The sequence below is a fragment of the Mesonia oceanica genome, assembly GCF_902499555.1.
Classification (GTDB): domain Bacteria; phylum Bacteroidota; class Bacteroidia; order Flavobacteriales; family Flavobacteriaceae; genus Mesonia; species Mesonia oceanica.
On the sequence record NZ_CABVMM010000006.1, the window covers coordinates 37,028 to 53,903 of the forward strand.

Genomic DNA, 16,876 nt, shown 5'->3' on the forward strand with positions numbered 1-16,876 from the left:
TAAAAAAAATCCTGCAAGTTTAGTTGCAGGATTCATCACCAAATACAAATTAAAACCATATAAATCTAGTGTTTCAATTTATACATTTCGCTGCCCGCTAATAGAAAGCAGCCTAATCCATAATCTTCAAAGTCGGGCATTTTATCATAAGAAAGTGGCTGACCGTCTTTCGGCTCTTTTCCGGTAGATTGCAAATAGCCTAAAAAGCCATTATCGTGTAAACCTTCTTCCACCATAGCCTTCCAGCCTTTTAAAATGACCGGTAAATACTCTTCTCGATCTAACAATCCATTGTTTACACCGTACGCCATTCCATAGATAAATAAAGCGGTTCCCGATAGTTCTTTACCGCCAAAGTGTTTTTCATCATGCAAGCTTACATTCCAAAAGCCATCTTTACGTTGTACTTTTTTTAGAGCGGCTGCCATTGCTCTTAAATCTTCGATATATTGATCGCGATGTGGAGCGTCTTCGGGGATAATTGCTAAGGTCTTCGCCAACGCACCAATGACCCAACCGTTTCCACGGCTCCAATAAGCATCTTCCCCATTCGGCTCTTGATAAGGTGGAATAAAGTCGGCATCTCTCCACCAAAGTCCGTCTGCTTCATTAAACAAGCCCTTCTCTCCTATTTCATTTCGAGAAGCCATATACATCTGGTACATCTTTTCAAAATAACGCTCATCATTTTCTAACACGCCCATTTTGGCAAATACCGGCATTCCCATTTGTATGGCATCAATCCAATCCCAATCATCATTCTGGGGAGTGTGCAAAAACTTCTGCATACATGCCCGGGTATTCTTTAACTTTTCAGGATTAGGCTGTAAATTATATAAATCAATATACGTTTGTGCCGCACAATAATTATCGGCATTTCTGGTAGTATTCCCTCCTCTAAATCCCCAATCATGAGAATTTGCCCAATCTAAAGCATATTGATAAAATGCTTCTTTGGGATAAATCTCATGCAAAGCCATCAAGCCTTCATAATACACGGCGCGTGTCCAAATATTACTAGGCCGCTCTTTATTGGTAATAATAGTTTTTCCGGTGTCGGGCCATTTATCCATAAAATACTGATTAGCCAACATCATTTCTTCTAAGACTTGTTTTCGATCTACCGAGGATTGTGCAAACGATAAACTTGCTACCAGTAATAAAGTGAGGGTGGTATATACTTTTTTCATTTTATATAATTTATTTCTTTTTAAGCGGAATTAATTTTATAGGACTCACTAAACCAGAAGGTGTCACTTCCCATTTAGTGGCATCAAATTCTTTATAATCTTTATTCACCATATTAATTTCATAGAAAATTTTCCATTCTTCTCCCCGATTCTCTTTGGCTCGAATTCTATTTGCCGGTAAATTGGTCACTTCCATACGTAACGTATTATTTTTATTTTTTAAGTTTTTTAAAATCAACTGGTGTGGAATCGACCAACTGCTCCCTACATATTCTCCATTCAGCCATACTTTAGCACTTTCTCGCACTTCCCCTAAATCTAGTTTCCAAAGTTTTACATCTGAAATGGGAGCATCAAATTTTAGCTCATAGCTCGCTGTTCCGGAGAAATTTTCAGCATCGGTTCCTAAATCGGTCCAAGTGCTTAGGTTTTTCATTTCTCCTGAAGCCGGTAATTTTGGACCACCGCGTAAAAAATCGATTTTCCAATTTCCGGTGAGTTCAAAACTTTCCTTTTCTTCTTCTACATATAACCAATCGTTCACCTCATTTTCACGACCGGTTTTTAAGAATACACTTTCACCCGGTTCCAACTGAACCCAAACCTTGGTCACTTCTCCTTCTTGCTCAATTTTCGCTTTTCCTTTGGTATTGCTCAGTGCATCAAATAAAGTAACTTGATTGGTTTGATGCTGAATAGGAATGTATTCATCGACCTTCTTAGCCGTATGATTCACCAAAAAGTAAATTTTTTCTCCGTTTAATTCTCTTCGAATATATTTTAAGCCGCTATTTACCAACTGTTCAGGTTTTACATGAGCTGCTTGTAATGCCGCGTCTATGTTTTGTTGCGGTTGTATTTGATTCGACTTTAATAAATACGTCAACTCTCTTTCTTTACTTCGGAAATCCTTAAAACCGGGAACACCTTGAGGTAAAGCTTTAAAAATGATGTTTGCTCCTTCTTTTTTAAGTTGAAGTAATTTTTTCAGTGTTTCTAGGGGCATGTATTTTACTTCCGGTATCACTAAGGCTTTAAAACTTCCGCCGGGTAATTGAAGTGCTCCGTTTTTTACCTTTGCTTCCGCAATAAATGCATCAGAAATAAAATCGACCCCGTAGCCTTTTTTCATTAAATCGGTACTAACCTCATAAAAAGAAGTACCGTGCAACCACTCATCCAAGGAATGTATTTTAAATTGGAAAAATAATTTATTTTTTAATTGACGATTATAAACGTCATAAATAGGCCAATACACCAAGGTTTCGTTATCCGGATTTCCGGCTTGTAAAATTTGCTGCGAACGAGCTAAATAGGAAAACATTTCTGGAGCATCTTCCCAAATGGTGTTATTCGGACTCATATTGACGGAAGCATAAAATTTCCAACCCGGCCAAGCGGCTCTTTTAGGGGAATAGGTGGTTCCGTGAAAAAACATGTGATTTACTCCATTGAGTAATAATTCTTCCGCTTCAGGTTTGGTTTGTGATAAAGCAGTTTTAAAGTGATCGCGCAACCACGTAAAACTTTCCGAAGAAATTAAAGGTCTACCGGCAATATGTCCCGCAGAAGAAGAAAACTTCAACATCACCGGATCGGCATCGCCATTTCTAATATTTTCTGCTTTTCTGCGCAAACCGGGAATATCAAACGGCATGGAACCAAAAGTTTCGCATTCCGGAATATCGGCAGAAGCATATAAATCGATTAAATTTCCGGGAGAACCGTGCGCTTGCAGTTTGGTTTTAAAACCGTAAGCATTCGCCCAATCGGTCCAAGGTCTATTAAAATCATTTAGTAACAAATCTGATAAAGTCTCTCGGTAATCTCCTTTTACGCGATTAGCAAGTTCGGTATTCATTCGACTAAAAAGTTCCGGCAAATGTTTTTTGAGATCGTAACCGCGATAGGCTTCGAATTTCTCAAAAAATTCAGGCGTAAAATTACTGTCATAAACTTCATAACTATCGTTAAAAATAGCTCGAATTCTATTTTTAAATGGCGGCAACACCTTATCAAAAGGTTTTACATAATCTTCAAACGCCTTTTTTGAATAATGGTCTAAGGTAAATCCTTTGCCACCCGGTGCGGCACGTTTTACTTGCTGACCGGTTTTTCCTATAAAAATAGCATAAAGGGTATAATGTTCATTTTTGGCTTTCCAGTTCAGTTCATCACCGTTCAACTCATCGGTTAAATCGAGGTAAGTTCCTTGGTGACCGTAAGCCACTACATATTTTAACTTCGCATACGCTTCTTTTTCATTCGGCTGAATTTTCTCTTTGATGCGCTCGTTTTTCTTTAGCTCATATTTTCTTACGATCAATTTGGTAGCGGCATCTTCCTGAGAAACCTGAGGACCTCCATACGGCCAACCCGTTCCCAAGACCATATCTACCTGCATGCCTAAACTATCTGCGGTTTGGAGCGTATAATCCAACATCTCCATCCATTTAGGCGACAAATAATCGATAAAATTTTCTTCTTCTCCTTTTACGCCATAAATCGGAGTGATTTCTACCCCACCTATTCCGGCTTCACTTAGTTGTATTAAATTATCCCGTAGATTTTCTTTATCCACCGCATTTCCCATCCACCACCAACGCGTCCAAGGTTTTTGGGTGTTGCTCATCTCAGGAAGTCCCGAAAAGGAGCTTTGGGCAAAAGCTATGCTTCCTATCAATAATAAGTTAAGTACAAGTAATTTTTTCATCCTTAGGCTTTATGTTTTTCAATTTTTACGGCATAAATTTGAGTATCACCCTCAAAATTTGCTCTAAAAATAATCCATTTTCCGTCGGGTGAAAAATGTACGTTGGGTTCTAAATCGTAGTTATGCTTGCTCATATCTACTAATTTTTCAGAATCCAGCTCAGTGCCGTTGGGAGTAAAATGATAAATCCATTGTCCATCTTCGGCATGGGCTACTTGAGATCTATCGCCTCCATCTCCGGCAAATGTTTTCATATCGGGTGAAATGTTATAATGAATAGACCACTCGTTTCTCTCTAATTGGTAGCGCGTTTCTTCTCCTGTATGGATGTTTTTTCCGGCTAAATAAAAAGTTTCTCCTCGTGGAATTTGCAAATCGAACCAGATGGTTTGCCCATCCGGACTAAAAAATTCGTGCCCGGCAATTTCGCGATGTACGGTTCTTTTATGAATTAAAGTAGTATCACCGGTAGCTAAATTGTAGGTCCAAATACGATTTACTTTATGCCAAGGTCCTTCGTGACAATACATTAATAAATTAGGATCAACAGGAGAAAACTGCTCGTGATTGAGCCAAGCATTTTCTCGGTATAGTTTGGTCAATTTCCCGGTCTCTACGTTAATGGTCATTAAATACCGAGGCAAATGTGCTTCATAAATCAAGTTGAAGTAGTCTGACTTTTTAGGATTGTTTCTGAATAATTCAGCTTCTTCTTCGGTAGCTACGACGCCACCCAATAATTCTTCCGAAGCATTTAGCGTATTGGTCCCAACGCTTACTCCTTCCGGTAACTTTTTGATGAAATCGGTTTTTTGCGTATCAATATGCGTTGCAAAAACACTATCGTTCAAGGTATAAAATACTTTTCTCGATTTAGTTCCTACAATTTCACCACGCTTTTTCCCGGGTTGAGTAGTTATGGCTTTTTGCTCTTGTGTAGTTAAATTGATAGAATAGAGCTGATTTCCTTTCTTACTATTTTTATAAAAAACCATTAACCAATCTTTACCATTTTTAGCTTTGACAAAAGGATTATTATGAAAATAAAAACTTCGGTTATTTCCTTCGGAAGTTAACTTTTTGAGTTGATGACCGGTGGTTTTATCAATCCAAGTAGTGGGCATTTCCCCTTCTCCTGTCATTAAAACAGGAACAGTATCTTTCTCCTCTTCTGAAGTTACTGGTTGATTGATACTATTTTTTTCTTTACAAGCAGTCAAGACTGAAAATATCAACAAAAAAGTAACTAATGAATAGGTATGTAGTTTTTTGGTCATTTTAATTTTATTAATTAATAGTCGAATTTTAAAATTCTCATCTTCGTCAGGTCGAGTGAATTTCAATAACAATTGAAATTTGTATCGAGACCTTGTTTCTCATTACTTCTCGATACGATTTTATCTCAGCTAACGCTGCTATAAAATCACTCGAAGTGACAGTATTTTTATCGTCATTCCGTGCTTGACACGGAATCTCATCACGTTCTCTGTAGGATGAGATCCCGGATCAAGCCCGCCTGCCGGACGGGCAGGCTTGATAAGCAATCTCAACACATCCTAAATTAAACTATCTGTTCATTTTGTCTTGATACAAAACGAACCAAACCTGCCTGCCGGCAGGCAGGAAATCAAGGCTTACGAACACTTATCTTTTGTCCTGATTCTTGAATCTTTTTTTCTAATTCTAACTTCTATTTTCCTCAGTACCACTTTAGCTTTGACAAAATTGCTCCTTCGTTGCGATCACTCCACCGCCGTTACGCATCTCATCGCTTTTTCAGTAGATCAAGTGCAAGAGGACTTCATCTATAAAAATGAAAATTACTTTTTCTAATTCATACATGTATCCTGTGCATTCCTGTTAAGGCATTTTTTTCAAGCCTTCCCATTTTACATTCCACTTACCATTATCAGGGAATCCCGGGTTTTTCTTGGTAGTTTCATCCCAACCGGCACACATCATCGCCACAGCGGTCAATAAACCGCCATTCCCAGGCATATATAAGGTTAAGCGCTCTTCTTGGTAATTATGTCCGTTTTTTAGATAGGTATTGGTTTGTACATCCATAAATAACGCATCGATTGCTTTTTCAGGTTTTCCCAATCGGGCAGCAGCCATAGCGGTCATGGGGAAATCCCAACCCCAAGTATCTTCCCACGTCCAGATCTCCCAAACCTTATTGAACGTATTGTTCATTATTTCCTTATCGAGCATCGGCGTTACTGGAAGCATTCCGTAAGTACCCAATACCGAAGGATGATCGGTTAAATATTCAGGATTGGTATAGGAGTCGGTGGCACTTTGGGTAGCTAAATAATAATCTTCCTGAACGGGAAGCGGCGATAAGTTTTCGGCTACTTTTTTCCATTCTTCCGGTGGTGTTTCGCCTAAACGTTCTTTCCATTCTAAGGCAGTGGTTAAAGCCCAATTCCAATACGCCAATTCATAAGTGGGATTAAAAGTTTTCATTTTCGGGAAACGTTCTTGTGCTGGAATGACGCCCGGACCTAAATCGTAAGTACCATTTTCATTCAGATGCGCAAACGAAGCCATAAAATCGGCTGTAGCAAAGACACGTTCTTTATAGTTTTCTAAAGTTGCAGCAGTCGAATCGGCACGATACATCAATTCGGCATAGGTAATAAAATGCGGTTGTTGCCATACTAAAAATGCGCCGACAGAAGATGGCCCTTCATCCCCATAAGGGTCGGTCATTTTTTGCCATCTTGCTCCTTTAAAACCTTGTCGTTCCGCTAGATGTTTCGCTTTTTTAAAGACACGATTATACCAAGGCAAGCTTTTTTCTAACAATTCCGGTCTTCCCCATAATGGAAAATGAACTCCATGCCACCAGTGCATTTCTAAATGTGGTTTTCCATACCAAGAATTATAGGTTAACCCGGTTTCCTGTGGTGGAATTTCTCCGGTACACTGCAACTTGGTGAGGTATTGCGATACAACCACGCGACGTTCTAATTCCGGAGCACGTTCATCGGTACACGCAGAAAAATCAACAATTCCACCACTCTTCCAAAACTCTTCCCAACCATTTTTGCTACTTGTTTCTACAGAACTAAAATCAGTTTCTTTATTGATGGCTTTATTGGTGAACTGACAGGTAAACGAAAACTTGTTTTGCTGCGGAATTAACTCAAAATACTGATCTTCTTTTTTACTGAATTTTGCTTCTCCTTGCCAGTTAAAACCAACTTTATAGTTTAACGAATCCATTTGACGTGTGACTATGGCGTGATTTTTTTCATTTGCTGAAATTTCACTTGGGAAATCTAAATGTTCAGCTTCCCACTGTGTTCCCAAATCGGTCCAACCACCGGTAGGATAAGGAAATCGAAGTCTAATTTTTAACTGCTTGTTTTCAATCAATTCAGAATTCACTTCAACCCCAATGATATCTTCCTTTTGATCGCAAACAGTTTTGACTTCTACCGGAATTCCCTCCAGCTTAAACCTACTGGTAATTTCTCCTGTCCACACATTCAGTTCCTGTTCGATATTGGTTAGGTCTTCCGGCCGTACTTTTTCTCCATTTTTCTTCACCAAATCGAATCCTAGATTTCCTAATTGTACGCGATGCGGATTCGATCTAAAGAAATCGACAGCCTTGCTAGCTCGTTCTCCTTTCTTTTGTACCGAATAGCTCACTTTTCGACCGTATTGATCGTAATCTTCCAAGGTTTCTTCAAACTTGTAATTTTCAGTATTTGGAAAAGAATCCCAACCCCATTCCGACTCTGTTCCCAGCGGAACACCATATTGATAGGTATCTGGGAAAGTTTGCAATCCGGTAACATCGGTGGTAAACGCAAACGCACCGTTACCAACACTTAAGGAAGCGAGGGTATCCAGTTGGTTAATCTGTATGTTATTTCTAGCAATAACCGCTTGACGGTCGATTTTAGAGAATTGTTCTTGTGGCGAAGATTTCACTTCTTTTTTCTGTTCTTCAGCACAACTCAACAGCAACAAGCTGAAGCAAAGTAAGGAAATGTATTTTTTCATAAGGTAAGGGTTATTATTGGTTTTTAGTATTGGGTCATTTATAGAATTTTATCATTTTTCGTCTACTTAAAGGCGGTTGTTTTGCTTCTTTTTTCCTAATTCTGGCATCTTATTTTATGCTCTAACTAGCATTCAGATCAAATGAATTTCATTGGTTCAATCAAAATTTATATCGAAACCTTGTTCCTCATTATTTCTCGATACAATTTCATTTCCGCTAACGCTGTAATAAAATCACTCGAAGTGACACTTCTTTTTTGTCTCCTGATTCTCATTATTTAGTCTATATTCTAATTTCTATATCCTAATACTCTGGCTTCGACACAATTGCTCCTACCTCGCAATCACTCAGCCGCCGTTAAGTAGCTCATCATATTATCAGTAGGATCTGATCCTGAATCAAGCCCGCCTGCCGGACGGACGCTCAGGAAATCAAGGCTTACGATCACTATTTAAATTTATATCGAAACCTTGTTCCTTATTACTTCTCGATACGATTTCATTTCCGCTAACGCTGTAATAAAATCACTCGAAGTGACACTTCTTTTTGTCTCCTGATTCTCATTATTTAGTCTATATTCTAACTTCTATACCCTAATACTCTGGCTTCGATACAATTGCTCCTACCTCGCAATCACTCAGCCGCCGTTAAGTAGCTCATCATATTATCAGTAGGATCTGATCCTGAATCAAGCCTGCCGGACGGACGGTCAGGTTCAGGATGACGCTCTTTATAATTCCTTGCTAATCAATTTTAAAAATAAAAGAAGAAGCAGTTTCGTATTTCCCACCTTGTGAGGCGGTAAATAGATAGCTCGGCTTCCCATTTTGAAATAGAATTTGTGGGCGCTCTGCCCTGCCATAGCGATTCAAGTGCTTGGGTGCAGGAGGTTGGCTCACATATTTTTCCAATGGTTGATAACCTATTTTCGGTTTGCTCCAATGCTTGCCGTCATCAGATTCCATATACAAACCATTATCAATTCCAAAAGTTCCTAAATCACGCGCCAGCATTTTAAACTTGCCATTCTCACGCCAGACAAAAGCATCTTCACATTGTTCGTTATTTCCCATACCTGAAAAATCAATCACCGGATTGCCTTTATATTTTTGATAGGGACCTTCCAATCGATCGGCCACTGCTAATCCGTATTTCCGATTTCCTCGAATACTGAATTTTGGATGCAAATAACCTTCTGAATCAAAAGATTTGTAATACAACCAATATTTATCCTGAAATTTTAGAAAAGAAGGATTGGTCGTGCAGTGATCGTCCCAACTTCCTGCTTCCCCGGGAAATAAAAGAGGCTCATCGGGTCGTTCCCAAGGGCCATAAAGCGAATCAGCCGTAGCCAATCCAATACGCTGAGTGTCCAATTTCCCATTAGAATTGCCCATAAAAAACAACGCATATTTCCCGTCTACAAAATGAATGCTTGGGTTATGGCAAGTCGTGGCATCCCAAAACCCTTTGCCTCGCGGAGACAAAACGGTCGCTACATATTCGTAAGGCCCTTCAGGTTTTTCGGCTACTGCATGGGCTATTTCCGAAGCATGAGTCCATCCGCTCATCGACTCGCTCTTGGGCCAGCAAGAATAAAACACATGGATTTTTCCATCAGGACCTTCTATAGGACTATTGCACCACACATATTGATTTTCAAATTCCAAGGCTCTTCCTACCGGACTTAAGCGCTTTTCAAAAGAAGACAACTCCGGATCGCTATAAAGCCGTAAAATAGATTGCCAAGGCAAGCAACTCGCCATGGCTGCTAAACTGCTTTGCTGCAAAAAAGTTCTTCGTTTCATTACTTTCGTTTTAAGCTTAAGCTCATCAATCCTATCACTATATCATTAGCTCGTGCTTTAAAAATGAGGCTTTTCAACTTCTTTTTTGGGTTCAGCGGCAAGTCTAAGATCGTGGCAGCTCCCCCGTTAATTCCTTTATTCGAATAACCGTGAATGTTGTAATAATCATCAAATTCCCTCGTTATTTCTCCGGTTTTCAGATAAACACGTGGTGGTTTCGGTGCATCGGTAGTAAACGCATAACCGTCTACATAATAATCCTGTTCTATTGGCCACCAATTTTCTGGGTTTTTGAGTTCTAGAATTTCTGTAGAATCGTCCTGATAAGTGACAATAACTTCTCCGTTCACAAACCTACTTTGCATGGGGTTTGTACTCCCGGCCATCATTAAATAGGCATGGGAAGCTTTCCCGTAAAGCGGAATCGCTAGCTGTTTTGGATAAACTTCCCAATTGGATACGAAAGCAATATTTTCTTGTTTTTCTGCGGAAGGCGTTTGAAACGGAATTCCCTGCGGAGTCAATAGTTGTTGGTTTTCACCTGCTTTTTCACGTAATCCTGAATCGTCGATATGCACTTCTTTGGCAATCCACGGGTAACACCAGTTACCAATTCCGGTAGTGGGCAATTGCAAGCTAGGGCGTAAAGGTCTTGGCTCCTGATACTGATCGGTAAAAATATCGCTGACTTCACTGTTAAAAATGGAACTCAAATCAATCGTTTCAAATTTTGATTTTGTTGAAGTTCTGATATCCCAATTTTGAAAATCTAAGTCGTAAGTTTCGCTTTTTGAATCTAGCTGAATGTGATTAGTTCCTGAAACTACATAGGCTATCGGGATTTTAAATTCAGTTACTGAATTAGTTTTTAACTCAATCTTTTTTTCACTCTTTTTGGCTGAATTCAACATCACTTTTCCGGCAATACTTGCCGAAGTATTATTTCTTAGACTCAGCTGCAATTGATTGCCCGAAATTTGTTGCTCGATGACCTCTAATTTTGGTACGATTTCCATAGCTATCATTTTCCACCAACGTTGCTCGCCTTGTTGCAATTTCACAAAAAAACTTTTATTTCCTAAAGAACTATTGAGTTGAAATTCGCCTAATTTGAGATTGTAATTCTTAATGATCTTTTGCGGATCATCCATGCCAACAATTTTAGCTTCATTCAGCTTTAAGTGTAAAGTTTCTTCGGCAGCGATCTTGGAAGGTAATTCTGGATTTTCTAGGTCATTTCCGCTTTGCTTGATTTCAACTTCATAATTTTCAGCATAAGGAGCTTCAATAATTAATTTTGGAGAAGTGTAGGCTACTTTTTTCCATGTGATAGGAATTGATTTTCCATTGACCAACACTTCTTCGATTTTTTCCGAAGTAATTCCCACTTCCATTTTTAAATCTAATTCCTTGGAAAAATCTTGCTGAATTTTATAAAATTTCGAATTCCCGTTTTGCTGAAATTCAATAGCAATATTCGGGAGTTGTAAAGAAGCTTCCTTCCACTCTTTTGGAAAACCGGGAGTGATTTTTAATTCATTTTCTAAAGCATTCGGTTGAATCCCAAATAGACCTCCTACTAAACTTCGAGCGGCCATCCCGATAGGATCGGCAAAATCACGATACAGTTCCCCACGAATCGCATCGTAAAACGACAACTGCTGAAAACCGCCGGGAGAAGCACCCAAATACATACTTTCGATCAATGCGCTTTGCCATAAATCGTAAGCTTTTTCTGTATTACCGCCTTGCCAATACGCCAAGGCCATATGTAGATTTTCAGCCAGTGCTACATTATTCACCGACCAGGTATAAGGTTGCCAATTGGTGGTAGAAATCAATGATAAATCTCGATCTAAGCCTTCTGCTTTTACCGGAATATGTGGAATTTCAGTCGATACATAATTCAGCATTTGTAAAGCTTGTTTTTCTGAAGGGACACCTTCATCAATCGTATGGTAAACACTCCAAATTCCCGGTTGTTCGTGCAGGTTTTGTTCCCCTAACAAATCTTTATACTCCGCAAAAATTCCTTTTTCTTGAATCCATAATTCTTGCTGAATAGCATTCTTGATTTTTTCAGCTTCTTCTTCATAAGCTTGTGGATTCTCACCAATAATGCTCGCCAGTTTCGCGGCCATTTTGTTAGCGCTATAATTATAAGCCGAAGTATAGACCACTCCCCCACCGGAATATTGCAAGGCATCGCTCGCCCAAATAGCTGCATAAGCATCATAAAGTCCGTCGCCGTCAGTATCAAAATTTCGTTTTTCCCAAGCGAGATGACGTTTCAATGTCGGCCATAGTTCTTTAATGTATTCCACATCACCACTCCACTGAAAATGTTTCAATAACTGATCGAAAAACACCAAATTCATATCGTAATGATGAGCGACTGTATTTTTATTAGGATGACGAGAAATATATCCACGACTAAACATGGAAGTCCCTATTTTTTCTTTTTGTCGGGCAAAATGGCGGGAAGTATCGGGAACTACCGGTCCGCTTTCAGGTTCTAACACCTGTGAATTGGCGTAACTGGAAAAATGCGTTTTTGCTCGATCGTGCCAACCTAAAGGATCGGCTACATAGGCACCACGCCAAGCATTGAGATGCATTCGCCAAGCTACTGAACCATGCAAATAAGCGGGCGCTTCCCAAATACCATCGGCAGCGGTAGCTAAAGCTCCGCCCAGCGTATTTAAATACGGGTCTGGCGTTTTAAGTTGAACACGATTTGCTAATTCTTCTGCTTTTGAAAAAGCTTTTTTAAAATCTTGCTGAAGATCTTTCTGTGATTTGTTTCTAATTTGAAGCTCGTTACCAATTTCCCAATAAAGTTCAGCATTCAAATCATTGATTTTTCCGACTAAAACCGGTAATTCTTCCGCAGTAGAATTCCATAAATTGAGTGGATTTTCCAATTGATGTACATCGGCTAATTTTACTTCAGCATCAGGGAAAACGCCCGTCATCATTTTTCGGGTTTCCTTGTTTTTAGCATCCCAAGCATAATCTAACTGAAAGGTATTCTTGGTGATTTCAAAATCGTTATGCTCACAATAATCGGGTTGCAGGTAAAAAACCGATTCCGGGTCGGCACCGATATCACCATCACGATGAAATTTCTTTCCGCTGGCGCCACCATAAACCCAAATTAAATCAACTTCCGCAGGGATATTTTCAGGAATTACTTGTAGAATAAAACCTTCATCATCAGCTAAAGCGAGGATTTGTAAGTGAAGTTTTCCTCCTTGCAAGATTTCATCTTCAATGCTATATTCCATTCTTCCCGGAATGTAGGAGGTTTTGATATGATTGGCTTCAGTAATCCATTTGCTTTTTTTATCAGAAGAAATCCCTAATTGAAAATTACCGCCCATTCCCGGCATATACATCGCAAACTCCGGTAAATCCCCGGCTTCAACCCGAAAACCTGTATTGGTCCCATAAAGTGCTCGATTAAATTTTCGGTTTCCATGAACCAACTCAAAAGCGTTTCCATTAGGTTGGTAGTGGATTTCCCGAGGTTCTTGGTGCCAATAATTTTCTTGTGCCACCAGTTCCACAGAGAGAACAAGAAGCATACATAAGCTGATGTTTCTAAAAACATTCCGCATAAAAAAGCGTTTCTGAGGTTATTGAATGTATAGTGAATCTGGTAATTGTACACCCGGCGAATGCTCTATTTTCACCTTAGAATTATCGTCGGTTTGCAGGCTTACATTTTCTAAGTTCCAGTTTTTACTGTAATTAATTTGTCCCGCGGTAGCTGCTTGAATGTGCACATCTTTTAAATGGAAGTTGGTGATATAAGAATTTTCCAATCCATTCACATTAATCGCCCTTTTAGCGCCACGCACCTCAATATTATTTAGAGAAATATCTTTAAAAGTGGGGATTCCCTTCGACTTGGGTTTTACTTCTTTTAATAGTGTTCGCCAATGTTTGGGTACCGAATCAATATCGTAGCCTTCAGGTAATTTAGAGTAGCTATAGCTCGGGTTCCAATTCATCGAAACTTCAATAAAGGTACGAACGCTATCCATTTCAATGTTTTCTAAATACACATCTTCTACGGTTCCGCCTCGGGTAATGGCCGATTTTATATTTAAACCATTTTTAGTCCCTAAACCTTTAATATTAGAAGCATATACATGACGAATATCTCCGGCAGTTTCGCTTCCAATGGTAAAAAGTCCGGAACCTGCTCGGGCAATACAATCCCGAATCACCACATATTCAGTAGATTTATTCACCCGCTGACCATCCCAATCGCGACCGGCTTTTAAACAAAAATTATCGTCGTTACAATCAATATCGCAATTTTGCACTAAAATCCATTTGGAAGAATCGATATCGACGCCATCGGTACTCGGCCCGTGTCCTCCAATATTATTTCTAATGGTCACCCCATCTACCGTCACATACTTGGAATACAATACCTGAATGGTCCAAAAACCGGCTTTCTGAATATTTAACTGCTCCAAGAAAACATTTTCCGAATTCGAGATTAAAAAAGTTCGAGGGCGTTTTGCATCGTAATCTACAATCCAACGTAAGCCTTTAGGTTCGTATTCTTTGCGCAAATTCCAGTAGTAATCCCAAAAGACCTTTCCTTGTCCGTTAACTAAACCTTCCCCATCTATCTTTACATTTTTTTGGTTTCGCACATTAATTAAGGCGGCCGGCCATTTCATCTCGATTCCGGCCACACGAGTATCAATTTCAGGATAATCATTTATGTTTTCGCTCCCGCGAATTTCTACGCCCTTAGGGATTTCTAAATGCACGCCTGCTTTCACAAAAATGGAACCCGATAAATAAATTCCCGGTTGAAAACTTACTCTTCCTCCTCCCTTTTGGGCACAATCATCAATCGCTTTTTGTATGGCTTCGGTATTTAAGCTAGTAGAATCGTTCTTTACACCGTAATCGTTTACCCAGTAGGTTTGTTCTTTTATGGGAAAAGCTTTCGCTCCTACTTTAGCAATCCAATCCGGTGGAAGGTTTTTTGAGGTGGAAGTAGCAGTATTCGGAGGATTTTCCTTGCTTTTTTCTTTACAGGAAATAAGTAGTATACAAAGGATGAACATCCCTAAAAATCTATTTTTCATCAAGTCTATTGGTTTTATGCTAAGATCTTTGAATTTACCAAAATTCCTATCCTGCTCCTACCTGAATAAAAAAACCATCACCCTAATGGAGTGATGGCAAGCACAAACACAAAAACTGCTATTTACTTGACAGTTTTACTTTATGAAAATCTAAGTTTACTACTCAAATTTAAGAGGAAATCAGATAGCGGGTATCCTGTACGTTCCTGTTCTATAACTATTATTTTTTTGGCGTTTCCCTTTCCTATGGTCAAGGGGGCGGGCTATCACTACTCGCTTTTTAAAATTACTGTAGGAACAGAAATTTTAAAAGAGCTCAAACAAAGCGTTCTATCCCTAACGCAGATTAATTTAAGTAATCTTTTTCTTCTGCACTACCCGACTAAAAACCAAATATAAAAATCCACAGCAAAGCCAAGCGGGAAGGGTAAGAAAGGATAAAAATACATCAAACTGAACCGAAATAAAGTAGAAGATGCCAAAGCTAATCACCCAAGCCCAAAAGACCGCCTGATTAAATTTGGTTCCCGACTTTTCGGCATAGAAGGATTGGATACCGAATTTCTTACCGAAGAAGTATTCAAAGACAATAATGGCTCCGATGGGTGCTAGAATGAATCCGTAGAGTGCCACAAAACCTAATAATTTCATCGCAAAGGCAGGAAACAATCCGGCGATAGTGGCTACTGTTCCGGCGATAATAGTGACCCAAGCGGTAGAAACTTTTGGAATAATCGCCTGAAAAGCCAATCCGGCTCGGTAAATCGTGGGGTTGGCCGTGGTCCATCCCGCTAAAACTACTGCGATAATCCCGAAGACGCCAATTGCATTATAGGCTAAAGGTCCTGGAGCTACCGAAGGTGCTTCGCCACCCGCTAAAATTGACTGGGCTTCCGGTGATTTTAAATACACCGCGTATAATAATGCGGCGGAAATCCACGCAATGTAGTGACCAATATAAATTCCTGCAGCGGTGGTCCAGCCTGCTCGTGCTTTTTTAGCAAATCGAAACACCGAAAGATCTGACATCCCGATATGCATTGCGGCATTGGCAAACCAAGACCAAAGGAAAACGTGCCAGAACGTATATTTTATTTGTCCGGGAAAAGGTTCACTTCCTTCTCCCCAGATATTCCAAAAATCAGAAAAACTATGAACGTCTAAATTGACTATAGAAACCACTCCGCAAAGCACAAAAGCAAGTACGATAATCGGACTCATCCAATTGGCAGCTTTTGCCACCGTGCTATACCCTTTTGCTGCGATGATAGAAATTACCGCGCCAATCGCCAATACAATAATCACCCAAGTAGCACTATTGGGCATGGTATCGGTTAACTTTGGCATTTCCATATTAAAAGGAACGCCAACAGCTGTAGCAGAAACGGTAATCATTGCCCCGGCCAGAAAACAAAATAATATTCCATTTGCCAGATTATAACCCGTCACCAATTGCTTTCCGCAGATTTTTTCGAGATGGTAATACAGCGTATATCTAAATTTTGTTCCGATTTCTGCGGTTAAAAAACGCCAGCTTAACACGGCCATTAAATTCCCTAAAAGCAGGCCAATAATTAAGTCAAAAGCACTCACTCCGGTGGTAAGGAATAAGGGACCTATCACAAATTCAGTTCCTGCAGCGTGTTCCCCGGCGTACATTCCTAAAAAGCTTTTCCAACTTTTTAACTTGGATTCCGGTACACGTGCGCGTTCAAATTCTCCTGAAACTTCCGCTTCAATAACTTCTTGCTCTATTTGTGCCTGACTCATTGGTTTTTCATTTAAGCTTTTTGGTACTAATAATAATCTTTTTCTATTTATTTACCCTAAGACTTCAATTGTTTTAGTTGAAGTTGTGAGTTTTTCATTCTGTTGTAATTCCGAATCTCATTATATTCTCAGCTTGAGGAGATTCCGGATCAAGCCAGCCTGTTCAGTATGACGCTTGTCCTGATTCTTGGGTTTATATTCTATTTATTCAGCATCACTTTGGCTTCGATACAATTGCTCCTATGTCGCAATCACTC

The 16,876-nt window shown here is 39.5% G+C and carries 8 protein-coding genes; all 8 read right to left on the minus strand.

All coding sequences use genetic code 11. The features are described from left to right. Positions 1-65: 65 nt before the first annotated feature. The 8 genes from FVB9532_RS08390 to FVB9532_RS08425 all read right to left on the minus strand — a co-directional run bounded on the left by FVB9532_RS08390 (position 66) and on the right by FVB9532_RS08425 (position 16,619). Positions 66-1,190 (minus strand): glycoside hydrolase family 88/105 protein, encoded by a 1,125-nt coding sequence (locus FVB9532_RS08390; protein ID WP_150544769.1) that lies wholly within the window; start codon positions 1,188-1,190, stop codon positions 66-68. 10 nt (positions 1,191-1,200) lie between these two features. Beyond that, on the minus strand, positions 1,201-3,903 hold the full coding sequence (locus FVB9532_RS08395; protein WP_150544770.1) for a glycosyl hydrolase: 2,703 nt from the start codon (positions 3,901-3,903) through the stop codon (positions 1,201-1,203). 2 nt (positions 3,904-3,905) lie between these two features. Then, positions 3,906-5,180: an oligogalacturonate lyase family protein gene (locus tag FVB9532_RS08400; protein WP_150544771.1), complete on the minus strand. Its 1,275-nt coding sequence runs from the start codon at positions 5,178-5,180 to the stop codon at positions 3,906-3,908. Positions 5,181-5,763: 583 nt separating this feature from the next. Then, positions 5,764-7,923: a hypothetical protein gene (locus FVB9532_RS08405; protein WP_150544772.1), complete on the minus strand. Its 2,160-nt coding sequence runs from the start codon at positions 7,921-7,923 to the stop codon at positions 5,764-5,766. 744 nt (positions 7,924-8,667) lie between these two features. After that, entirely contained in the window at positions 8,668-9,732 is a 1,065-nt protein-coding gene (locus FVB9532_RS08410) for a glycoside hydrolase family protein (RefSeq protein WP_150544773.1), read from the minus strand. Continuing rightward, complete coding sequence (locus FVB9532_RS08415; protein WP_150544774.1) at positions 9,732-13,352, minus strand: DUF4450 domain-containing protein; 3,621 nt, start codon at positions 13,350-13,352, stop codon at positions 9,732-9,734. The genes FVB9532_RS08410 and FVB9532_RS08415 overlap by 1 nt, the downstream gene beginning before the upstream one ends. An 18-nt stretch (positions 13,353-13,370) precedes the next feature. Further along, complete coding sequence (locus FVB9532_RS08420) at positions 13,371-14,849, minus strand: glycoside hydrolase family 28 protein (protein ID WP_150544775.1); 1,479 nt, start codon at positions 14,847-14,849, stop codon at positions 13,371-13,373. 351 nt (positions 14,850-15,200) lie between these two features. Continuing rightward, entirely contained in the window at positions 15,201-16,619 is a 1,419-nt protein-coding gene (locus FVB9532_RS08425) for a purine-cytosine permease family protein (RefSeq protein WP_150544776.1), read from the minus strand. Positions 16,620-16,876: the final 257 nt, after the last annotated feature.